We start from the raw sequence: 21,151 nt of genomic DNA, 5'->3' as shown, positions 1-21,151 counted from the left end.
CCCGGTCGGGGCGGGGTGGGGTTGGTGGTGGTTGGGCCGCGCCGGTGGCCCGGTGGCGGCCCCGGTCCGGGTGCCCCGGGCGCGGTGTGCGCCCGGGACACCCGAGGGGTTAGGCGGCGCGTACGGCGGCGGCGGCGGCGCGGCCGATGGCGGCGGCGGTGGCGGCCGGGTCGGTAACCAAGTGCAGGGTCACTCCGTCCAGCGGCTCCGGCTCGCTGTCGGCTGGTGCCAGCCACAGCACCGCGCATCCGGCCGCGCGCAGCGCGTTCACGCGGGCCTGGGCACGGTTACGGTTGCGGCCTTTGTATTGGCCGTCGGAGATGATCACCAACAGCCGGGTCGCGCCGGGCCGGGCCAGGTCGAGGGCACCGTCGAGGGCCTCGACAGCGGCATCGATGGCGTGGAGGTAGTCCGGGCAACTGAATTCGGTCACCCTCACCGGGGCGGTGCCCGGGTAGGTGATCGGTTTGACCGAGGCCCCGAACGTCACGGTCGCGGTCTGGGCGGGCATGGTGGCCAGCTCGGCCGCGCGGGCGATTATCCACGCGGCCGAGGCCGCCGGGGCGGCGTAGTTGCCCATCGAGGAGGACACGTCACACGCGACACCGACTCGCAACGGCGGCACCGGAGGGGTTTTGCGGGTGGTGCGGGTGAACGGTTCGGCGGTCGGAATCGCCCCGGCGGCGCGTTGGGCCTCCCGGGCCAGCGCGCCGCGCATCCGCAACCGGCCCGGCGGCAGTGCGGAGGTCGTTTTCACGGTGGTCCGTTCGCGGGTGGCGGCGGTGTTGAGGGCGCGGGCCAGCACCCGCGCGGCGGTGTGCTCCTCTGGGCGGGCGGTGCGTGTGCGTCGCGTGCTTGCCGTCCGGCCCCGGCTCGACCCGTCACCGAACACCTTTCGTGCTTGCAAGGCAGCGTCTTTCGCGGCGCGTTCGGCAGCCTCCCGGGCGGCGGAGGCGATCTCGGCGGGGTCGGGGTCCACCGGCGAGGCGGCGACCGCGTTGCCGATGTTGGTCACGGTGTCGCCGATCGCGGCCCCCAGCGGCGAGGACGGCACGGGGTCGGTGTGGGGGTCGGGGCCGACGATATCGAGCCAGCGTTGCCCGAGCTCGAGCATGGCGGCGGCGTCGGTGTCGGCCACGGTGTGGGCCTCGCGCCAGATGGCGCGCAACTGGTCGAGGGTGTCGGTGCCGAGGATGGCCTCGATCGCGGTGGCGGCGGGCGCGACCTCGGCGGCCTCCAGGATGCCGCCGTCGAGGCGGGCCAGGATGAGCGCGGCGTTGCGGGCGGCGTTGTAGCGGGTTGGGGGGATCTGGGCGGCGGCGATCGCGCCGCCGTTGTCCCCGATCACGATCTCGGTGGTGCTGGCGCGCAACCAGTGCCGGTCGTCGGGGCGGCGGCAGACCTGGGCGGCCTCGATCCGTGATTCCTCGAGCAGCATGGCGGCCTCGACCACCCCCGGGTGGGCCACCGGCGGCGGGTTCCACGCCGAATGTTTGGCGTGCGCGCACTCGTGCACCAGCGCGCCCCACACCGCCGGGTAGCGGTTGCGGTCACTGTAGCGGGCCGGGTTGGCATCTGCCGGGTCGATCTTGAGGCGGGAACCGTCGAGTTCGATGGCCGCGAGCCCCGGCACGAACACCGCCGGGTTCCCGAACGCGGCACCGAGGGCGATGCTCACGGTCAAATCGTCACGGTCCGCGATCGGCGGAACCTCGGCGGTCATCGCAGCGGAGAGGGTGGCCCATCCCCCGGTCACCGGCACCGACGCCGGGGCGGGGATGGCAGGCGCGGCGGGGGCCGCCCCCGCCCCGGCGGCAGCCGGGGCGGAAGCGGTGCCGGTGCCCGGGGTAGCGGGCGCGGCGGGGGCGGGGGCGGTGATCACGTGGCCGGTCATGGCGGGCAATGCCTTTCGTGTGTGCGGATGGGGTGTCAGAGGCGGGGGCCGAGAGCGAGGGGCGTGTGGGTGGTGCCGCACACGGTCCGCACCACGGCGGCCACCACCTCGCGGTCCTCTTCCGGGGCGGCCCCGAGGAGGTTGGCCATGGCGGTGTCGGGGTCGGTGGCGGCGGCGATCTTGCGGAATGCCAACAGTTCGCGCAGCTGCGGGGCCCACTCGACCTCGCCCTTGGCCTGCCGGGCGGCCAGCTCGCGCGCCACCTTGACCGCGCGCCGTTCCACCCCGAGCTGGGTGGCCAGGTCGAGGTCGCTGACCACCCGCACCTGGAACGCGAACCGCGAACTCAGCGCGTCGGACAGGATGGCCCCGTGCACGCCGGGGTTGTGCCCGGCCACCACGAAGAAACCGGGCTCGGCCTTGACCACCTCGCCGGTAGCTTTGACCACCAGCTCTTTTCGCCCATCCATCGCGGGATACACCGCCGCCAGCACGGTCGGGGAGATGAGGGTCGCGTCGTCGATGAACAGCACCCGGCCCTCTTTCATCGCCCGCACCAGCGGGCCGTCCATGAAAACGAAACGCCCGTCCGGGGTTTGGGTGTACTCGCCCACGAAATCGGCGACCGTGGTGTCCCCGTCGCCCTGCACCGTCAACAGGTCCCCGTAGGCGGCCTCGATGAGCGAGGTCTTGCCGGTGCCGGGCGGCCCGTACAGCAGCACCGGCACCTCGGCCGCCCGCATGGTCCGCAACACATCCACATCGGCACGCCCGGCGAGCTTGCGCACGTGGTAGTCCTGCCCGTTCGGCCGGGCCACCGTGTTACCCGTGCGGGCCGCAGCCGCCGGGGTGTTGGCAGGCGCGGCCGAGGCGGGGGTAGCGGCCGAGGTGGTGTTCTTCTTGGGGCGGCGGCGGGCCGGTTTCGCCGCCTTACTGGCGGCCGGGGCTGCCGGGGTGGCAGGCGCGGCCGGTGCCGGGGCGGCGGCGGTGGCCGTGGTGGCGGTGGCGCGGTAGCGGCGCGGGGCCGCCGAGGTGCGTTCGGCGTGCCCGGCGGCGGTCAGCGATTCCAGCGCGTTGCCGACCGCGCCGGACGACCGGCCGAGCCCGTTGGCAATCTCACGCGGGGACTGTTCGCGGGCCGGGTCGGCGGCCAGCGCGGCAGCAACCATGCGGCGGAGTTCGCCGTTGGGCAGGCGACCGGCGGCCGGTGCAGCGGTAGCGGTGGTGGCGGTAGCGGGTGTGGTGGGCATTGCGACTCCTGCAATTCCGTTCCGAATTCGCGCCGGTTTTCGGCATACGTGCGGCGTGGCCGCCATTCGGATTTTGCGTGAATTTCCCGGTGAATTCCGGGAACGGGGTCGACGCTAGCTCGATCTCGAACAGCCTCACAACTCCGAAAAGGGCTCAATTTTCCGGAATTTTTCCGGACAACAGCGAATCCGCCTAGGCAATACGGAAACGCGGCGCGCACATGCACTCGCCAGCCAGGCCACACCTCGTCCAGCAAAGCCCGGGAAGAATGGATAGATAATGATCAATAGAAAAGGAGAAGGAGGTGAGATGAGGAGACAGGCGAGCGGGTAGTCAGACACAAGAGGTCACAGAGAACGGCGGTCAGACACCGCCCGAGCATGTCTATACATCTTTGTGTATAGACAATCCCCGCTGATATCCGCCCGGATATTTGCCCGCTGACCTGCCGTTTCACGCTGCCGTGGTGCGTCGTTCCAATCCTCGCACCGAATCATGCAGCGAATCTCGCCATGGAACATCGCACGGATATTTTATCATCGAGCCACTCAGGCAGACAGGGACTACACCCTCGAGAAAAGCTACGAGTGCCCGGCGTATGAAACCCGATCCCTCCAGCAATTATCGAATAATAGCGGAATGACACGAAAGCACGAACGACCGTTTCGTAAACCGCCGGAAAAACTGATTTCTACACTAATCGACAATCGACGCGAGCGGTAATATCAGACCGCATTCGACTCATTGTTGGGCGCGGCGGAGCGTTTCGAGAAGCTGTCGGGTTTCCTGACTCGGGGACTGGCCGATTTCGGCGAGTCTCCGGGTCAGGAGAGTATAGGTGCGGGTGAGTGCGGCGGTTTCGCCGAGGCGGGCGTGCAGGCGCAGGAGGTCGTGCCAGACTGCTTCGTTGTACGGGTCGTTCTCGACGGTGGTTTCGAGCATTCCCAGGGTCGCGCGAGGGTCGTCGGTGGTTCGGGTGGCCAGCCAGCTCAAGGCATTCAGCGAGGTGCGTCGCGCCGATTCACGAATGGATTGGACCCAGGTGTCGGTGAGGTCGCTGGCCAGCTCGCTCGTCGCCAGGGCCGCGATGCGGCGGGCGGCGTCGGCTTGTGCAGCGTCGCTGCGGGCGTGGCGGCGTTGCGCTACCGCCGCGTTGAAATCCCAGTAGTCGACGCCGAGGTGGCCCGAGAGCCGGACCTGGGTGCGATCTTCGGCGAGTACGTCGGTGATCTGCCCGCCGGTGGCGGTGCTGAGCGCGGCGCGCAAGCGGCTCAACGTGTTCGCCAGCGCACTACCGCCCCGATGTCCGGGCCGCTGGCCCCACAACAGCTCGATGAGCTGCTGGCGTGGCAGCCCTTCGGGATGCAGGGCGAGCACGGCCACGAGTTCGCGAGCACGCGGCTGCAGCTGTGTCGTGATCTCCACGCTTTCCCCGGAGCCGGGGTCGTGCCAGAAGATCCGGGTAGGCCCGAATACCCGCACCGTCAGCGCGGGCGCGCCGCCTACCGGTGTCGGCACCGGCGCAGTATCGATGGAGGCGGTCTCGGGGTGTGAGCTCGGCTCAGGCGCCGCGGTGAGGTCGCCCTCCGCGAGCTGGCCGGCGTCCTCGGCATCGACAGCGAGCACCGGCTCGGAAGGCGGTGCGGCGATGGTCTCACCGGCGTCCACCATTACAGGCTCACGTAGGCGAGGACGCGGGCTGGGCACGGTGGCGGGGTCGATGCTGTAGATCCTCGGCCCGTCCTCGCCGCGGCGTCTGCGGCGGTCCTGGCGGGCCGCAGGGCCCGCGCGAGGTGGGTCGAACTGGCCGGAGCGTTCGTAGCGGCGCAGCTGGATCTCCACATCGATGATGGTGCCGCGAGCGGGCGGGATCAGGTGCTGGCGTGAGCGGCGGCCGGTCAGCAGGGCACGGGCACCGGCGCGGGAGGCGGGCAACTCTCCCACGACCGGGAACCCGATCGCGTCGATGTAGGCGCGGCTGCCGCCGATGACCACGATGCCCCGGGGGCGTCGACGCCGGGTGAGATCCAGGAGCCGCTCGGCGGCGGGCTCGGGATCGATGTGCTCGGCGCGCACCACGAACAGGGCGGCGTCGGCGGCGGCGATGACCGGATGCGCGGGCGAGCCCGGTTCGGGGACACCGCAATCGGCGAACACGGTCGCTCCGAGCCCGCGCCAGCCCCGGTTCGGATCGGTCAGCAGTGCAGCGGCCGGGACAGGATGGGCGGGGTCGTATTCGGGAGGCGCGGCCAAGAACGCCTCCCCGCCGGGCAGATGCTGAACGTGCTGGGCCAGCAGCTCAGGGGTGATGGGATGGCCGACGGCGCTTCGGCGGGCGAGGCTTGCCAGGCCGAGATGCGGGTCCGCGCCGACTATTTCGGCGAGCTGGCCGCCTGCGGGGTCGGCTTCCACGACGAGAGCGGTTTCCGGGCCGGGCCAGGTGTGGGCGAGCGCGACGGTGGTCGTGGTGGTCCCGGCTCGCGAGCTCAGTCCGGCGACGGCGATCAGATACGGCGCCTGCGGCCTCATCGATGGGTTCCTATCCCTGCTTCTGGACGTTGGAGATCACCAACGCGCCCCCGGTTTCGGCGGGGCGGGTGTTGATCAGCTGGAGGTAGTCGATGCGCGTACGGTCCGGGCGAATCTCGGCGATATGGACGTTCGCGGTCGTCGGGGAGACCGGGGTGATCGCCACGCAGTGCCGGGTAGCTGGCGGGATGGTGGCGATGCCCGCGGCGAGGCCCTCGAAGAGGATCCCGCTCTCGGGCGCGAGCAGCGGCATCGCTTTGGCCGCATCACGGTCGATGTAGTACGCGGCTTCGAAGGAAGCGATCACCCCCGTGAGCGTTGTGGGGTCACCGGCGCGGTCGGTGACCACCTCACCCGAGAGCCCGGTGCACGGGCCCTGCGCTGTGGTGGTCGGGCTGGGCGGGGCGGCGGTGGCCTGTAGCTGCTGGCCGGTGTCGGCGGTGTCGTCGGTCGAGACCACCAGTACACCGGCCAGGACGGCGACAGTGGCCGCCAGGGCGGCCCAGGCACTGCGCGGAAGCCGTTCGGCGATGTCGACCCGCCATCGGGGTACCCGGCCGCTGTCGGGGGTGGCAGGAGTGGCGCGTATCCGGCTGAGCCAGAACTCCTCAGGAGGGGGCGACTCGTCGGGCTTGTCGACGTCATGGCCGAAGCTGGTATCGGCGACGATCCGCAGGTCCGGAAGAGCCTCAGGCAGGTCGACCCAGGCTTCGTCGTCGTCATCATCTGGGGTGTGGGGGTACCTCGCCATTCATCTCGCCTCGCCTGGATCGGGTTGTCTCCGGGCCTGCCCGCACCCCCGCGAGAGGGAAGGTGAGAGGGTCGCGGGGTGCGGGCAGGGTTCCCGGAGAGGTCAGGGGTGGATCACGTGCTCGGCCTCACTTCGGCCTCGGCCCGTGCCGGGATCGGCTGAGACACGGGGCCGTTGGCGATGTCCTCGGTGAGCCGGGCCAGGACGTCGGAGATCGCCCAGTGTGCGGTGCTGCGGTGGTCGCCGTCGTACTCGCGCCAGTCGACACGGGTGCCGCGCTGCCGGTAGGCAATCAGAGCCTTTCGTCCGGCGCGGACAGGCACGATCAGATCGAGTTCCCCGTGGTAGAGATGCAGGGGCACATCGGATTTCACGTGTGCGAGGTTCTCCAGGGCGAGGACTCGACGCCACCAGTGGTCGTTCCACGGGTCGGGTTCGCGGCACCAGTGCGCGAGAGGTTGCGGGAAGCGTTCCAGTAGTTCGACGACGGTGAGGTGGCGGGCCTCGGCGGCAGCGACGAGACCGTCCTCGTTGAGCACGTGCCGCAGGGGCAGTTGGTCGTAGGCGCGAGCCAGGCCGATCAGCCCGGCGAACGCGAGCCCCGCGAGACCGGTGCCGGTGCCCCGGCTGACCAGCGGAGCCAGGACCGCCAGGTCGGAGGCGACTGCTCCGGCCGCGACGCCGCGCAGGTCGATCTCGGGGGCATACCAGGGCTGCAGCTCGCCCGCCACCGCCGCGACACGGCCACCGTCGGCGTATCCCCAGGCCACCACCGGCGCGACCGCGACACCGAGGTCCGCGCCCCGATAGACCGCTCGCGCGAGGTCCAGCACGATCCGGGCTCCGGCGCGGGCGGCGAGGAAGGTGTGCGGGCCGCCTCCGGTGATGCCCAGGCCCTCCCCGTCGGGGATCGCCACCACCCAGCCTCGCGCGAGGGCGGCCTCGATACCGGTGGTGTCGGGTTCGGCACCGATCGCCAGCAGTTGCGACGGCGCGCAGACACCGCCCAGGCCGCGAAACTCCGGGCAGTACACCAGGATCGCGGTCGCGCCCGGGGCTGCGATGGTCTCGGGGATCAGCACGATCCCCGAGGCCGCAATGGTTTCGGAGCGGGCGTTGGCCGTGGCGTAGACGACCTGCCACGCCCCCCGCGCCTCGCTCAGCTGCGCGACGAACACCGGCCGGGTGCGCACCAAGTCCCCGGGGCGGTAGCCATCGAGGGTCGTGACGTTGTAGAAGTCGTTGCCGCTGATGGTCATTGGTGGCTCCCGGCGAGGTCGTAGGCGAGTGCGGTCATCCACGCGACGCCGCTGGCGAGTTGCCCGGCGGCGGCGTAGCCGGTGTGGCGGCCGTGTATGTCGGCATAGCGAAGCCACACGCCCGGATTCGTCAGATCGGCGTTGTCGCCGACCAGCTGGCCCCACGCAGCGGACAACTGCCCGGCCAGCTTCGGCAACTGCCCGACCGGGTCGGAGGCCACGACCCCGGTGATCTGCCCCCAGCGGGCCGTCGCGGCAGCTGTCTCGTCCGGACCGGGTCGTGGGGTGCGAGGGTCGGAGGCGTCGGTGAGCCGGTCGGCCAGGCTCGCCGCGGGTACGTAATCGACGACGCCGGGCCCGATGCGGAAGTCGTTGTTCACCACGGTGGTCCAGGCGTCACCGAGCACACCCGACAACAGCGCCTGGATCGAGCCGAGCGCGGCCACCGGATCACGCAGATCCGCCTGGGCAGCGACCTGGGCGGCCACCCGCAACAGAGCGGCGCGATCGGGTGCCGAGCAACTCAAGTCACCCTCCACGCAGATATCGGCCACACGGCCGGTCAACGCCCCGTACTCGACGGCCTCGCCGGTGGCGATGCCGCCGCCGGAGGCGGGCGCGGTGGTGATCGCCACTCCTGACACCGCCGCCCCCGTGGTGCCGGGGGCCGGGTCGGGGGTGAGTTGGCCGGGGCGGCCGGGGATCACCGGCGATCCGGGGGCGCGATCGGGATCGGAGTACAGCGCGATACCTGCCACCCGCCCGGCCGGGACGGGTCCCTCGCCCGCGCCGACAGCGCGCGCGAACTGCGACACCACCTGCGCGCCTTGGGAATACCCGACCACCGCCAGGGCGGTGCCGGGACAGTCGGCCGCGATCCTTTCCGCGGTGGCCTCAAGCGCGGTCAAACCTCCTTGTACCGAAACCGCGTAAGAATCGGGGCCGCCGCCGGTGCCCACCGCGCCCCCGAACCCGGCGGGATAGGCGATGTAGGTGCGCTGCACCAGATCCGGGACAGCGGCCACCACCGGGCCGAGCAGGAATCCGAGCATCCCGGTGTCGGCGGTCTCGGAGGCCCCCGGCGAGGACTCGCCGGTGCCTTGTACCCCGAGGACCCACAGCACGGGGCAGCCCGGCCCGGTGGCGGGCGGTTGCGCGGACCCGGAGCCGGGCGTGCACAGCGCGCTCGTGCAGGCCGCCAGGACGGTGGCGGTGAGGATTCGGAGACCGGTCACGGCTGGCCCACCCCCACCCCGGCACCGAAGCCCGCGCCGACCGTGCCACCGGCCAGCGCGCCGACCACGGCGGCGGGAACCCCGGCCACGATCGCGCCCGCGACAGCGCCCGCCGCCGCGCCCAGCGCGGTACCGGCCACACCGGAGGTGACCGTGCCGATGACCGGCACAGTCACCACCGTGCCCAGAGCGGCACCGGCGATCCCGCCGATCGTGCCCCCGGCAAGCCCGCCCGCGACCGCGCCCGCTGCCGCCGCTGGCGCACCCGCCAGCGCGCCTCCGATCGCACCACCGGCACCCGCCCCGGCGATCGTGGCACCGGCCACCCGATCCGAGCGCCCGGCCGGGATCCCGATCGAGTCGAGGAATGTCGCGGCTTGAGCTTCGGCGTTCGCGGCGGTGGTGTTGATGCCGTCGCGGATCTCCGGGGGCAGCCAGTCCGGTGATGGGGTCTCCCACTGGCCGACGCGGATCGTGTCCGGCGGCGGCTGGATCGGCGCGACCGGAGGCACTGGTTCCGGTGAGTGCAGCTCGATCACCTGCACCGGCGGCGCGGGAGCGGGCGGAGGCGCTGGGCGCGGGGCCGGGCCGTTGCGGACCTCGGGCGGCTGTTGCGGATACACCGCAGGCGCGGGCTCCGGTGGTGGTGGGGGCGGGGCCGGGGCAGCGGTGCCGGGCTGGACCGGGGCAGTGACTCCGGGCTGATCAGCGATCGGATCCAGCGTCACAGCACTGGCTTCCGGCGTGGCCAGCATCATCACCACCGGCACAGCGCCGACAGCCAACACGCGGCCACCCCACAGCAGCCGACCCCCGTACGCGAGGGATGTATTCCCGTTTTCGGGCACGACAAATAACCCTTTCGATCAAATGAGAAAGGAGAGGAAAAGGATCAGAAAATGCGCACGACAACGCGCGAGAAAGGCTGATACTCCCGGCTGCCCGACCACAGCCGGGAGACCCGTCGGCGCATCCCTCGAATCAGAGGAATGGCCCGACGATCAGACGAACGACAGGACCAGACTCAATGCCTGCGAGGCGACCGACAGCACATTCGAGACCAGCGACGCGCCTGCGTCGAGTAGCGCCAGAATGTTGTATATGTCCACGGTTTCCCTTTCTGAGGAGGTGTGATGCTCCACCATCACAGCCCCGAAAGCCGCTGCTGCGCCACCCCTTCGAGAGGTAAGGATTGTGCTAACAAAACCATTACCCCTCCAACCACATGTAGTGGTCTGCGTCGATGCAAGAAAGGGGTAACGCGAGTGTCAGTAGAGAAACTTCCCGAACGCGCGATCCCGGTGCGCGGGTACGTCAAATACGCCGCGCCCGTCGCGCGACTACCTATGGCTAATTGTCGGCTAGCTCACAGAATACTTGTTTGCCGGGGATGATCTTTCTCTGGTAGGAACGAATCAGCTCGGGGGAGAGAACCCTTCAACGTACCCCACGTGGAAGGAAGTACGGAAGACCGTAGTAGGAGGGGCTTTACGTGACCCGGACAACGAATCCGGCCGACCACCATCCACGACGCCGCCGGGGCCGAGCCAGTTCCTCTTGTTCGGAGATACCCGATCTCGGTGGCTGGGCGCGCCGGATCCGCGAGCGCCGCAGGCTCCCGCGCCCGCGCGCCGCCGATAGCCTTCACATCAGCAAGGAGATGCTCAAGAAGATCGAGAACAGTGACGCCTCGTGCTCGCCAGCGGTTTTGAACCACCTCGTTACCGCCTACGACCTCGATCGTGCGCAGGAACGCTACACCCGCGACCTCGCCCGGCCCGCGGTCGCTCTGCCTCCGATCGCGGAACTACGCAGCCGCACCGACACTCCCGAGCACCGGGCGACACTGACCTACCTCGACCGCCGCGAGATCGCCGGCGCCTACATCGATCCGCTGTGGAATGTGGTCCTCGCCAACGAACGGTTCACCGCGGGCCTGCCCGGCATCCAACAGTTCCGCGACAACGTCGCCTTGTGGTTCTTCCACCCCGGCTCCACCACGCCCACCGCCGAACCCATCGTCGTGCACTGGGACAGCGCCGCCGCCTACCTGGTCGCGACCCTGCGCGGCGCGCTCGGACGCCACCGCGACACCCCGCACGCGCTCACCCTCTTCCGCGACCTGTGCGGCACGGCCAGCTTCCGTGAGGCGTGGGACACCAGCTACGCGGTCGCCTACGGCCGCCGCCCCGAGGAACCCGTCCACCTGCGCGACCCCACCACCGGCGAGCCGTACTCCGCACGCATCCACCTCGGCTACGCCTCGAGTTCCCACGACGTCCGATTCTGCGTGTGCTACTGCGAGCCCTACAACGGAGCAGGTCTGACCGACAGTGTTAGCCGACACGGAAGATGCCGATGAACCGCAGCTCACTGTGCCAACCCCCGAATCCCCGCACCACCGAACAGGAGTACCGAATGACAGGCAATCCCCCCACCCGCCACCACGACGCCGAGTCGACACCTCGTCGTTCGCACGCCGGGGACATCGCGCACGCGCTACCCCCGCACAGACGGGCAAGATGAAATGCGGAAAGCCCCGGCACTCGACGGGATGCCCGACTTCCACGACTCGCTGGAATGGCTGCGCCACCGCCATCATCTGTCCCGTGAGTCCGCCGCCCAGCAGGCCGGTTTCAGCAGCTCCTACCTCCACCAGCTCATCCGGGATCGGACCTACCCCGGCCCTCGTGTCTTCACCAAACTGGCCGACGCCTTCGATCTCGACTCCTCACAGCGACGACATCTGCACGAACTGTGGCAACCCTCCCTCGACCTGCCACCCGCCCAGGAGCTACGCCAGCGCCTCACGGTCCTGGGCATCCAAGCCCACCTCGACCACCTCGATACCCGCGACACCCTCGCCGTCTACCTCGATCCCCTCCGAACCGTGCTGCACGGCAACCGGATATTCCACCGCATAGTGCCCGGCCTCGCCGAGGCCGACAACAACTACTTCCAGTGGATGTTCTCCCCCTCCGCCCGCGACCACATTCACGACTGGGACAACGAAGCCCGCTACACCGTCACCATCCTGCGCGGAACCCTCGGTCGATACCGCGAGCTCCCTCGAGCACGAACCCTGCTCCAGAGACTGCGAACCACCCCCGAATTCCCCAGCATCTGGGAATCCACACCCATGCAAGTCACCTACGACCGCCCCCGCCCGACACCAATCCATGTACGCACACCCGGCGCCGACAAGCCCCTCCCACTCAACCTCGAGATCAGCGACTACCCCGACTGCCCCCACGTCCTCCTCGCCTACGGCCTCTACGACACGTCGGCCATCGCGCGCTAACGGCGGTCCTGTACGGCGGTGTGGGTGTCCACGATGCTCGCCGCCTGCTGCGATCAATCAAATGGTCAGTCGAACAGTCGCCCCAGCAGTGCGCCCTGACCAGATTGCAAGATGTGCGCGGCCTCCAGCGGTACCCAGAAGCATTCGAAGTGGGTAGGCTCGCCTTGACCGTCATGGTCTTCCTGACTGCTCCAGCGGTCGGGCGCGGCCTCGCACAACTCCAGCTGGAATACGTGCCTCTGCTGCAACTCCCACCGATACGGCGAGATGTCGTAAGCGTATTCGCCCAGCTTCCGGACAACTCTGAACTCGGTCAGTCCCGTCTCCTCGCGGGCCTCGCGCAGCGCGGCGTCCTCCGGCGATTCACCGGGACGGATACTGCCCGCAGGGACCTGGATACCGACCTCCTCGTAGGAGAACTCAGTATGACGGAAAACCAGCAGCTTGCCGTCGCGCACGATGTAGACCAGCACTTTATCCTTGCTGACCTTTTCGGGCATCGAAGTAGTCCTCTCGGGAGAGTAGGTGGGGTGAAACAGGTGACATGCACAGGCGATGAAGCCGACCAGCCCAGTTGTCGGCTTGCGCGTAAACTGGTCGAAGTCTCTCACGTCGCTTCGAGGCGACGTTACGATTCCGTGTGATTACTCAGCCTCAATCTCGTTGCACTGCAACGTATTCAAGATCGGCGCAGTGCGACTCATCACGCGCCGGAGCCGGGCTGGTCGGTTCGCGCCCGAGCAGGGCCGGGAGCCGTTCGCGAAGAAGTACACTTCTGCGATCCTGTGGGCGTCGACCTTTGCGGGAAGCGCCACGCGCGATTCGTCTAATGAATCGCGGCGGCCAGTTGGTGTGGCATAAGCCGGGATTCGCCTCCGGAGAGGTGTGAGCGAAGTGGTGGTTGATGGTTACCCCGACTGAGATTCCTGGTGCATCGACTCGCCGGGCAGGGATACCTCTACCTGTGTGGCACGAGCGGGTCATAGCTGAAATTCCGTCGCCGACGAGCGTCTCGCTGGGTACGGTTCGGACATGTCACCTGACTCCGGGACTTCGATTGTTCTCGATGCAGTGCGCCTGCGGCCGTTGCGCGCATCGGACGAGCAGGTGATCCGCGCGGCGCATGAGGCCATGGCCGACAGCGACGGATTCCCCTTCGCATTGGGCCTCACCCCGGCCATGCCCTGGCGGCAGTACCTATCGGCGCTGGAGGACTACCGCCAGGGGATCAACTTGCCCGACGGAATCGTGGCAGCCACCTACCTGGTCGCCACGGTCGATGACCAGGTCGTCGGCCGCACGTCCATCCGGCACACCCTCAACGACGGATTGCGTCAACGAGGCGGTCACATCGGCTACGGCGTCCTTACACCATTTCGGCACCGTGGCTACGGCACCGCCATCCTCCGCCACAGCCTCACCGTCGCCCGTGCGATCGGCCTCGATCGGATACTTATCACCTGCGACGACAGCAACCTCGCCTCTCGGCGCATCATCGAAGCATGCGGCGGCATGGTCGAATCGGTCGTACCATGCAGCGACGGAACCCTGAGTCGCCGGTACTGGATCGACTGAGCTGCCGATCCGACGCGATCAGGTCAGGGGCAGTTCGTACACCGCCCGGCTGCGGCCGGGCCCTTTGAAGTCGCTGATGATCGAGATGCCGTTGATCTCGTGGTCGCCGGGCACGTTGACGAATCCGAGAGCAGTCCAACTGGCGTGTGCTGCATGGTTCTCCGGTTCGGATGTCAGATACAAACGCTCGCAGCCCCACTTCTCCGCCTGTGACCGCACGCTGCGCAGAAGCGCTCGTGCGATGCCGCATTGCCGATACTGAGGATGGGTCATGACGTCCTGGACGTACACGTCTGCGGGATCGTCTTGGCTTCGGAATGCGATGACCGCTCCGGTGATGGTGTTGTCCTCGCCGATCGTGATGGGGCAGGTCGAGGAGAACAGCTTGGCGTAGAGCCAGTAGTCGGACCGGGTGCGAGCACTGATAGATGGCGCCCCGAGCCCCATGAGTTCGCGGACTTCGCTGATGTGTTCGGGCTGAAGTGGCGTGACGATCACAGACACTCCTCGGTGTGGATCTTTCGGACAATGCTGGTCAACTGCTGGGCCATGTCGGCGGGGGCAACGGCGTCGGCGATGCTCCGGCCGACGATAGCGATGTCCCAGTCATCGCTGCTGGGGCACGGTGTCATCGGCCGTGCTAAAGCCGCCAGAGACCGCGGCTGGCAGTTGACTACACGTGCGGATGGTTTTGCGGTCGCGAGGGGGTGGTTGCCACCAACGCCGAGGTCGATGTTCGTAGTGACGACGAAGCCGTCAATACCGGTGCGTGCCATATCGCGGAGCCAGGCAGCGTTGAGGTACGCGGGCGGAGCATCGAGGGTGAGTGCGACCCCGAGACGGCGTGCGGCTGCTACCGCGGCGGGCACGCTGGCAGTGGACGCCGGCCCCATGAGGAGGACGACATCGGCTCCGGCTTCTGCGGCGAGTTCGACCTGGTCCCGGACTCAGTCTGCAGACATCATTTCGGCGACCACGGCCGTGTTCGATGCAAAGCGCTTGATCGTCTCGATCGCTCCGACACCTACTCTTTTGATCAATAGGTCGTTGATCAATAGGTCGCCCACCTCGATGAAGTCGACTCCAGCGTCGACTGCGGCCCCGGTGATCTCGAGAGCGCGATCGAGCGTATGAACGTCGAGAGCCACCTGGAGGGAATGTTGGCCGCGGCGGCGTCGGTACTGTTCGCGCACACTGATCGCGCCTGATTGAAGCGTATGTCGTTCCTTGACTGCTTTGGCTTGCCGCGCGGTAAGCCAGGGCGAGCGCGCTGGCGAGTCGGTCGTCTAGTGCGCACTCGACCAACAACCAGCAAGCCAGCTGGCGGTGGTCTCACGCGCAGCAATCAACAGCGCCAGCAGATGCTCCACCACGCCTCCGCCCAAGTCCGGTCCAGCCGCAATCAACTTCGAGGTCACCGACTCGGTCATGCCCTCTGGGCAGCATGTGTGCGCTTCCAGCAAGGCTCGCAGTTCGATAGCCGCGTCGAGAGCGGCCGTGTAGACCGCGTCCTCGTCAGCGCTGCGGATCGGCGGATGTTCGGTCCCGGCGACAGAACGGTCGAACAGCTCTGGAACCTGAAGGGCGATCGGGCCGTCGGCGGCCAGGCCGAGGATCGCCGCCAAGCACACCTCCATCGTGTAGTCGCGCGCCGCCTCATAAAACGTCTAACGATGACGTCGTGATCCGCTATGGTCCCGACCGCTTGCGCGGCACAAAGCTGGCGAACGTTACTCATCTTGCTTTTGCAGCACCTGGTGAACTTCTCGCCAGTCGATTCCGGCGGGAGCTTTCGCCAGGATCGTGGCCAACAGTCCCAGCCGTGCTATGCGGTCGGCGGGGTCGTCGGCCATGACGAGGACGTCATCGAAGAATGTGGTGAGTGGTTCGATCAGGGTGTGGCCGTGGGGGAGCCATTCGGTCAGCGGCCTGCCGTCGGCGGCGGGCACCGATCCCGTCGTAGTGAGGAGCTGCTGCTCGGCGGGGCCGGTCAGCCTGGCAGGGTCGTACGTGGTGGGTGCGGTGGGAGGCAGGATTCGCATGATCCGTTGCAGTCCTTCCGCGAGATCGGCGAATCGGTCGTCGGCGCTGGCTTCACTGATCTGGTCGATCAGCACGTCGGCCCGGCGGGGGGCCTCGACGGAAGGACGGACAGCGGCGATGAGTCCCGGACCGACTGCTTCGTCGCGGAGCCGCTGCTCGTAGCGGGTGGTAATGAGTTCCTCGGCGGCGGACAGGACTGTGGGGTCGACGGTGAGGCCCTGGCCGCGGAGTTGGTCGGCAGCGACCGCGAGACCGACGGGGATGGTGATGTCATCGAGTTCGGGGTGGCTACGCAGGATTGCCAGGATTCCGGCTGCCGCGCGGCGCAGCCCGTAGGGGTCGGCACTGCCGGTGAGTTTGGCGTCGACGGCGAGCATCGCGACCAGCAGGTCGAAGCGGTCAGCCAGTCCGAGCAGCGCACCGGGTGACGTGGTGGGGAGGTCGTCTCCGGCACTGCGGGGCAGCTCCATTTCCCACAGGGCCGTGGCCACCGGTTCGGGTTCGCCAGCCTTGGTCGCGTATTCGCGGGCCATAGCGCCTGCGAGGGAGGTCATTTCGATCACCATCTGGGTGGCGAGGTCGAATTTCGCGAGGGCACCTGCGCGGGTCAGAGTGGCCGCGTCAGCAGTGGAGAGTCCGATGCGGGTGCCGAGCCTGGTGGCGGCTGCGGCAATGCGGTCGGCGCGGTCGGCCATGGTGCCGACCTTCTCGTGGAACATCAGCGCCGCGAGCCGGGACCGGAACTCGTCGGGGGCGATGGTCAGGTCGGCGTTCCAAAAGAACGCGGCATCCTCAAAGCGGGCGCGGAGCACGCTTTCGTTGCCGCTACGGACGACGTCGGGGTCGCAGTGGCCGTTGGCCATTGTCACGAATACCGGCAGCAGGTCACCAGCACCCGAGCGGACCGGCAGGTAGCGCTGATGCTTGCGCATCACGGTGATGAGGATTTGTTCTGTCAGGTCAAGATATTTGGGGTCGAAGTGGCCGAGGATGCCGGTCGGGGATTCGATGAGGTTGGTGATCTCATCGATCAGGTCGGCGTCGCCGTCGAGGTCGATTCGGCCATCCTCGGCCTCGGCCAGAGCCGTAGCCGCGGATACGACGCGTGCGCGGCGGTCGACCGGGTCGACGACGATTCCAGCGGCCTCGAGTACTGGGAGATAGTGGTCGGCGGCGGGGATGTCGATTGTCGGTGTGGCGGATTGGCGGTGGCCTCGGGTGCTGCGGCCGGCTGCCAATGTGCCGGCGGTGATCGGGAGGATCTGGTCGCCGAGCAGCGCGGTGAGCCATCGGATCGGGCGGGAGAAACTCAATTCAGGATCGCGCCAGCGCATGTTCTTGTCCGCCCGCAGCGCCATGGTGAGCTGGGACAGGACATCGGTGAGCACCACCGCCGCCGATCGGCCAGCGCGTGTGCTCTCGACCGCGACGTGCTCGGCACCGCCGACTTCGATGCGCCGCAGATCATCGGCCGAGACGCCCTGCGAACGCAGAAAACCAGCGAGCGCCGGAGTGGGGTTTCCGTCGGTGTCGTAGGCGGCGGCGACCTTCGGGCCTCGACGCACATTCACGCTGTCGGGTTCCCGATCGGCGATGCCCTCGACTCGCACACCGATCCGGCGTGGGGTCGCCTGCACGGTGATCTCACCGTAGGGCAGTGCGGTGGCGTCCAGGAGTTCGGTGAGCATGGCTTGCACGCTGGAGATGCTTGCGGTCACGACATGCGGCGGAAGTTCCTCGGTACCGATCTCGAACAGCAGCACCGATCCGGGTACGGAAGTGATCGTGGCGGGGTCGACGGGAGGCGTGGCCAGCGGCAGCGGGACGTGTACTCCGCGCGGGTGCCCGGCCTGGTCGCGCAAGTCGGTCCACAGGGCGGCGATCTCGCGGGATTGCTTGCGCATCACCGCGAACCACTTCGCCCGCTCGGCCGTGCTCACCGCACCGCGCGAATCCAGAATGTTGAACGCATGGCTGGACTTCAGGACATGCACGTGCGCGGGCACCGGCAGCCGGGCGGTGATCATCCGGTCGGCTTCTGTCGAGTATGCGGCGAGCAGGCCGCGGGTGGTGTCGATGTCGGCGTCGTCGAGGTAGTACCGCGACATCTCGTATTCGGACTGGCCGAACACTTCGCCGTAGCTGACCCCGGGCGCGTAGGCGATGTCTTTGAAGTGGGTCACGCCCTGGATCGCCATCAGGATCCGCTCAAGGCCGTAGGTGATCTCGACCGGTATCGGGTCGAGGTTCTGTCCGGCGACCTGCTGGAAGTAGGTGAACTGGGTGATCTCCATGCCGTCGAGCCAGACTTCCCAGCCCAGGCCCCAGGCTCCGATCGCCGGCTGCGCCCAGTTGTCCTCCACGAATCGCACATCGTGGGCGTCGAGGTCGATACCGAGCGCGGCCAGCGAACCCAGGTACAGCTCCTGCGGATTACCCGGTTCGGGTTTGAGGATGACCTGGAACTGCGTGTGGGTTTGCAGGCGGTTCGGGTTCTTGCCGTACCGGGAGTCGTCGGGACGGACCGATGGCTCGACGTAGGCGACGTTCCAGGTTTCCGGCCCCAGGACGCTCAGCAGCGTGGCGGGGTTCATCGTGCCGGCACCGACCTCGGTGTTGAACGGCTGACCCAGCAGGCAACCTCGCTGCGACCAGTACGCCTGCAGACGGAGGATCGCTTCCTGCATCGATACGGGGGCGGTGAGGTTGTCGTTGTGGGCAGTCGCCGGGGTCATCCGGAAATCCTATCGGTGGCGAGGGCGGGCATTCCGAGCGCTACTCCGGTCGCCGGAGCGAAGAAACTGGGCAGGTGGCAGCCGCCGCGGCAGGCGTCGGCGACGGCGCAACCGGCGCAGGTTGGCCTGGTGGCGACCGCTGCGTGCACGGCGTCGGTCAAGGCGGGCCATGCTCCGGCGAGGGGGCCGGTGTGCAGGGAGCCGAAGTAGACGTTGGAGTGCGGGCAGTTCCGCAACCGGCCGTCGTAGGAGACGCTGCCCCACACCATTCCCGACTCGCAGTGCCCGGATATCTGCGACAGCCGCAATCCCAAGGTGGGGTCGTCGGACCGCAACGGGGTGTCGGTGTCGCTCGTGCACACCTTCTGCGCGCAGGGCCACGCGACCGTCATCGTGGGGCATTCGGTGGCAACGAGTTCGTCGATGCGAGTGATCAGCGGCATGGTGACCGACACCGGGATGCCGTAGCGGTCGTCGTGGCGGCCGGTCGGGACGTAGCGCATGACACCGAACTCGCGTACGCCGAGCGCGTACACGTCGCGGATGACGTCCAGCGCGCCGTCGATGTTGCCTTTGACCAGTGTCATTTCTGCGACCACGGTGATACCCGCGTCGATCAGCAGCCGCATTGCGTCGATTGCGCGGTCGTATGCGCGGGGATGACCGGTCAGTTCGTTGTGGGTATTGCGGTCGCCGTGGATCGAGACGAGGACACATCGCACGTTCGCTGCTGCCAGACGCTTCGCCCGTTCGGCGTTGAGGAAGTGGCCGTTGGTGAACACCACCTGGTACAGGCCGCGGCGACCACCGTGCTCGAAGATCTCCATGGCATCGGGGTGCAGCAGTGTCTCCCCGCCGCTGTAGCGGATGACGAAACAGCCACGGTCGGCGCATTCGTCGAGGATCGAGCATGCCAGCTCGGTCGAAATATGCTTTTCCGGCAATGCTTTTACCGCGCGCCGGACATCGGCGTCGCTCATGTCCGGGTCGATCTTCCACACGTTGTAGCAGAATCCGCACGCCCAGTTACACACAGCGGTGAGTTCGATTTCGAGCCGCAACGGGAAGTCCAGCTTCGAGTCGAACCGCTTGTCGACGCCCAGCAACGACCCGTGGCTGTCGTCGTGGACGGCTGTTGGCGGCGGGGAGGTCAGGGTGGCGACCAGGTGGGCGGCGTCGGCGGCGACGCGTGAGGGCGCGGCGTTGTAGCGATGCGCGATATCGCCGATGACGGTGTCGTCATCGGCGCCGGAGAACATGAGTGACACCATCGATTCGGCGACCGCGTTGCGGAGTCGATGGAAGGTGCCGGTGTGTGGGTCGAACAGCAGGCCGAGGTCGGCACGGAATTTCAGCTGCTGGGTCAGGGCACGGGACAGGGTGGCGGGCATCGCGATGCTCCTCGAATCGGGGACGGTCAGACGGGTGAGAGCCGCGCGAACAACGTGGTGACGTCGTCGGCAACGCGCTCCAGCGGCACCTTGTAGATCCGGGCGAGCGCCTGCGTGATCTGCTCGAGGTCGAGCCCCTGATAGGCCAGCTGTACTGCCTCCACGGCGGTGGTGTTGACCAGTCGTTCGCAGCGGTCGCGTTGCCAGTTGTGCAGCAATTGCTTGCCCGGGTGATAGCGGTAGTGGCGCAGGATCCACTGCGGCGACCCGGTCGGGGCCTCGTCGATGGCCCGATAGATCGCGCGAGCCTGGTCGAGGTGTTCAGCGACCGACGGGCGCTCCAGCAGTCGACGCGCATAGTCGCGCACGGCAGAGTCGTCGATGCCGATATGCCAGCCGCGGAGCTGCTGGAAGTAGGTCGACACCATCACATCCGCGAGACCGAAGTCCCCGACGAGGAACGGACCACCCGAACGGCGCACCAACCCGGACACGACGTCGCACAGCCACCGTGCCTGTTCCACCGCTCCGGGCCCAGGAATGCCCGGGGCGGCACGGAGCGAGCGTGCGTAGGACGCGCCCTCGCGCAGGTACGGCAGGTCGTGACTCGCCCAGGCGCATATAGAGCGGACCAACGCCCGTTGACGTCGCGTGGCGCCCATGAGGCTGACACCGGATTCCGGTGCGATCTCGTCAAGGTACTCGGCGATCGAGACCACATCCCCGGCGACGGCTCCGGTCTCGGTGTCGGCCAGAATCGGGACCCGAGGCAGCAGCGACATCGCGGAGTCCTCCAGGATGCCTTCGACATCGGCTTCCGCGAGATCGTCGGCGTCGCAAGCGCAGCCGATGCCGGCCGCACGTTCGTCGGTGCCGTCGCCAGCAAACAGCACCCCGTCCGGACTTTCCCGGATCGGCCAATCCAGCTCCACGATCCTTTCGGTCACTGGAAGGCTCTTCTCGGCCACCGCGACTCGACCGCGCATCGACCATCCTGAAAAGTGGAGATCACCCACGTACAAGGTCAGCATTCGACCACCCCATGTTGTTGCCGCCGGTCCCTGGCCGACCAAACCGCGGCCGACCAGGGGTTGTCATCTCAGTCGCACTGGCGGCTGATCATCGTTTTCGTCTCCACCTTGGGGGCTTCGTACTCCCCACGCTCGGCCGTGGTGGCGGTTTGCTCC

Annotated in this window: 18 protein-coding genes; 3 read left to right on the top strand and 15 right to left on the bottom strand. The window is 68.0% G+C overall.

The genetic code is table 11. The features are described from left to right. Positions 1-109: 109 nt before the first annotated feature. The 7 genes from ON19_RS44455 to ON19_RS37090 form a co-directional block, all read right to left on the bottom strand. Complete coding sequence (locus tag ON19_RS44455; RefSeq protein WP_265336399.1) at positions 110-1,894, bottom strand: VWA domain-containing protein; 1,785 nt, start codon at positions 1,892-1,894, stop codon at positions 110-112. Between the two features lie 35 nt (positions 1,895-1,929). Beyond that, complete coding sequence (locus ON19_RS37115; RefSeq protein WP_043704073.1) at positions 1,930-3,144, bottom strand: AAA family ATPase; 1,215 nt, start codon at positions 3,142-3,144, stop codon at positions 1,930-1,932. A 742-nt stretch (positions 3,145-3,886) separates the two neighbouring features. After that, positions 3,887-5,674, bottom strand: coding sequence for an AfsR/SARP family transcriptional regulator (locus ON19_RS37110; protein ID WP_043704071.1), 1,788 nt, complete (start codon positions 5,672-5,674; stop codon positions 3,887-3,889). 10 nt (positions 5,675-5,684) lie between these two features. Further along, entirely contained in the window at positions 5,685-6,425 is a 741-nt protein-coding gene (locus ON19_RS37105; protein ID WP_043704068.1) for a DUF8176 domain-containing protein, read from the bottom strand. Between the two features lie 113 nt (positions 6,426-6,538). Further along, positions 6,539-7,684 (bottom strand): lipase family protein, encoded by a 1,146-nt coding sequence (locus ON19_RS39590; protein ID WP_051169736.1) that lies wholly within the window; start codon positions 7,682-7,684, stop codon positions 6,539-6,541. Further along, positions 7,681-8,919 (bottom strand): cutinase family protein, encoded by a 1,239-nt coding sequence (locus ON19_RS37095; protein ID WP_043704067.1) that lies wholly within the window; start codon positions 8,917-8,919, stop codon positions 7,681-7,683. Before ON19_RS37095 ends, ON19_RS39590 begins: the two co-directional genes overlap by 4 nt. Continuing rightward, on the bottom strand, positions 8,916-9,767 hold the full coding sequence (locus ON19_RS37090; RefSeq protein ID WP_051169735.1) for a hypothetical protein: 852 nt from the start codon (positions 9,765-9,767) through the stop codon (positions 8,916-8,918). Before ON19_RS37090 ends, ON19_RS37095 begins: the two co-directional genes overlap by 4 nt. Positions 9,768-10,411: 644 nt before the next feature. Between ON19_RS37090 and ON19_RS37085 the strand changes: the two genes are divergently transcribed. Both ON19_RS37085 and ON19_RS37080 read left to right on the top strand, forming a co-directional pair. Continuing rightward, positions 10,412-11,281 carry an MmyB family transcriptional regulator gene (locus ON19_RS37085; RefSeq protein WP_083899960.1) on the top strand — a complete coding sequence of 290 codons (870 nt, stop codon included), beginning with the start codon at positions 10,412-10,414 and terminating at the stop codon, positions 11,279-11,281. Positions 11,282-11,446: 165 nt separating this feature from the next. Beyond that, positions 11,447-12,220, top strand: a complete 774-nt coding sequence (locus ON19_RS37080; protein WP_083899958.1) for a helix-turn-helix domain-containing protein — start codon at positions 11,447-11,449, stop codon at positions 12,218-12,220. Positions 12,221-12,285: 65 nt separating this feature from the next. Here ON19_RS37080 and ON19_RS37075 read toward each other — a convergent pair whose 3' ends face one another. Beyond that, positions 12,286-12,720 carry an NUDIX hydrolase gene (locus tag ON19_RS37075; protein ID WP_043704559.1) on the bottom strand — a complete coding sequence of 145 codons (435 nt, stop codon included), beginning with the start codon at positions 12,718-12,720 and terminating at the stop codon, positions 12,286-12,288. A 532-nt stretch (positions 12,721-13,252) separates the two neighbouring features. Here ON19_RS37075 and ON19_RS37070 point away from each other — a divergent pair. After that, positions 13,253-13,795: a GNAT family N-acetyltransferase gene (locus ON19_RS37070; protein WP_063709550.1), complete on the top strand. Its 543-nt coding sequence runs from the start codon at positions 13,253-13,255 to the stop codon at positions 13,793-13,795. Between the two features lie 18 nt (positions 13,796-13,813). Here ON19_RS37070 and ON19_RS37065 read toward each other — a convergent pair whose 3' ends face one another. The 7 genes from ON19_RS37065 to ON19_RS37035 all read right to left on the bottom strand — a co-directional run bounded on the left by ON19_RS37065 (position 13,814) and on the right by ON19_RS37035 (position 20,995). Continuing rightward, positions 13,814-14,293 carry a GNAT family N-acetyltransferase gene (locus ON19_RS37065; RefSeq protein ID WP_043704061.1) on the bottom strand — a complete coding sequence of 160 codons (480 nt, stop codon included), beginning with the start codon at positions 14,291-14,293 and terminating at the stop codon, positions 13,814-13,816. After that, the gene (locus tag ON19_RS37060; protein ID WP_157230069.1) at positions 14,290-14,664 is read right to left on the bottom strand and encodes a hypothetical protein; all 375 of its coding nucleotides are present in this window, start codon (positions 14,662-14,664) and stop codon (positions 14,290-14,292) included. Before ON19_RS37060 ends, ON19_RS37065 begins: the two co-directional genes overlap by 4 nt. Before the next feature lie 78 nt (positions 14,665-14,742). Beyond that, positions 14,743-14,988, bottom strand: coding sequence for a hypothetical protein (locus ON19_RS37055; protein WP_218006551.1), 246 nt, complete (start codon positions 14,986-14,988; stop codon positions 14,743-14,745). A 93-nt stretch (positions 14,989-15,081) separates the two neighbouring features. Then, positions 15,082-15,420 (bottom strand): hypothetical protein, encoded by a 339-nt coding sequence (locus tag ON19_RS37050; protein ID WP_157230068.1) that lies wholly within the window; start codon positions 15,418-15,420, stop codon positions 15,082-15,084. A gap of 105 nt (positions 15,421-15,525) precedes the next feature. After that, positions 15,526-18,573 (bottom strand): glycine--tRNA ligase, encoded by a 3,048-nt coding sequence (locus ON19_RS37045; protein ID WP_051169734.1) that lies wholly within the window; start codon positions 18,571-18,573, stop codon positions 15,526-15,528. Beyond that, on the bottom strand, positions 18,570-19,964 hold the full coding sequence (locus tag ON19_RS37040) for a radical SAM protein (RefSeq protein WP_051169733.1): 1,395 nt from the start codon (positions 19,962-19,964) through the stop codon (positions 18,570-18,572). The genes ON19_RS37045 and ON19_RS37040 overlap by 4 nt, the downstream gene beginning before the upstream one ends. 26 nt (positions 19,965-19,990) lie before the next feature. Beyond that, entirely contained in the window at positions 19,991-20,995 is a 1,005-nt protein-coding gene (locus ON19_RS37035; protein WP_043704055.1) for a hypothetical protein, read from the bottom strand. Positions 20,996-21,151: the final 156 nt, after the last annotated feature.

Origin of the sequence: Nocardia abscessus NBRC 100374 (genome assembly GCF_000308455.1) — a bacterium.
GTDB classification, from domain to species: Bacteria; Actinomycetota; Actinomycetes; order Mycobacteriales; family Mycobacteriaceae; genus Nocardia; species Nocardia abscessus.
This window is presented reverse-complemented; position numbering and strand designations above follow the sequence as displayed.

Excerpts from the sequence above, each read along its gene's own strand:
- ON19_RS37080 (WP_083899958.1), top strand. The coding sequence starts at position 11,447 with ATGCGGAAAGCCCCGGCACTCGACGGGATGCCCGACTTCCACGACTCG.
- ON19_RS37075 (WP_043704559.1), bottom strand. The coding sequence starts at position 12,720 with ATGCCCGAAAAGGTCAGCAAGGATAAAGTGCTGGTCTACATCGTGCGC.
- ON19_RS39590 (WP_051169736.1), bottom strand. The coding sequence starts at position 7,684 with ATGACCATCAGCGGCAACGACTTCTACAACGTCACGACCCTCGATGGC.
- ON19_RS37045 (WP_051169734.1), bottom strand. The coding sequence starts at position 18,573 with ATGACCCCGGCGACTGCCCACAACGACAACCTCACCGCCCCCGTATCG.
- ON19_RS37070 (WP_063709550.1), top strand. The coding sequence starts at position 13,253 with ATGTCACCTGACTCCGGGACTTCGATTGTTCTCGATGCAGTGCGCCTG.
- ON19_RS37110 (WP_043704071.1), bottom strand. The coding sequence starts at position 5,674 with ATGAGGCCGCAGGCGCCGTATCTGATCGCCGTCGCCGGACTGAGCTCG.
- ON19_RS37115 (WP_043704073.1), bottom strand. The coding sequence starts at position 3,144 with ATGCCCACCACACCCGCTACCGCCACCACCGCTACCGCTGCACCGGCC.
- ON19_RS37035 (WP_043704055.1), bottom strand. The coding sequence starts at position 20,995 with ATGCTGACCTTGTACGTGGGTGATCTCCACTTTTCAGGATGGTCGATG.
- ON19_RS37105 (WP_043704068.1), bottom strand. The coding sequence starts at position 6,425 with ATGGCGAGGTACCCCCACACCCCAGATGATGACGACGACGAAGCCTGG.
- ON19_RS37040 (WP_051169733.1), bottom strand. The coding sequence starts at position 19,964 with ATGCCCGCCACCCTGTCCCGTGCCCTGACCCAGCAGCTGAAATTCCGT.
- ON19_RS44455 (WP_265336399.1), bottom strand. The coding sequence starts at position 1,894 with ATGACCGGCCACGTGATCACCGCCCCCGCCCCCGCCGCGCCCGCTACC.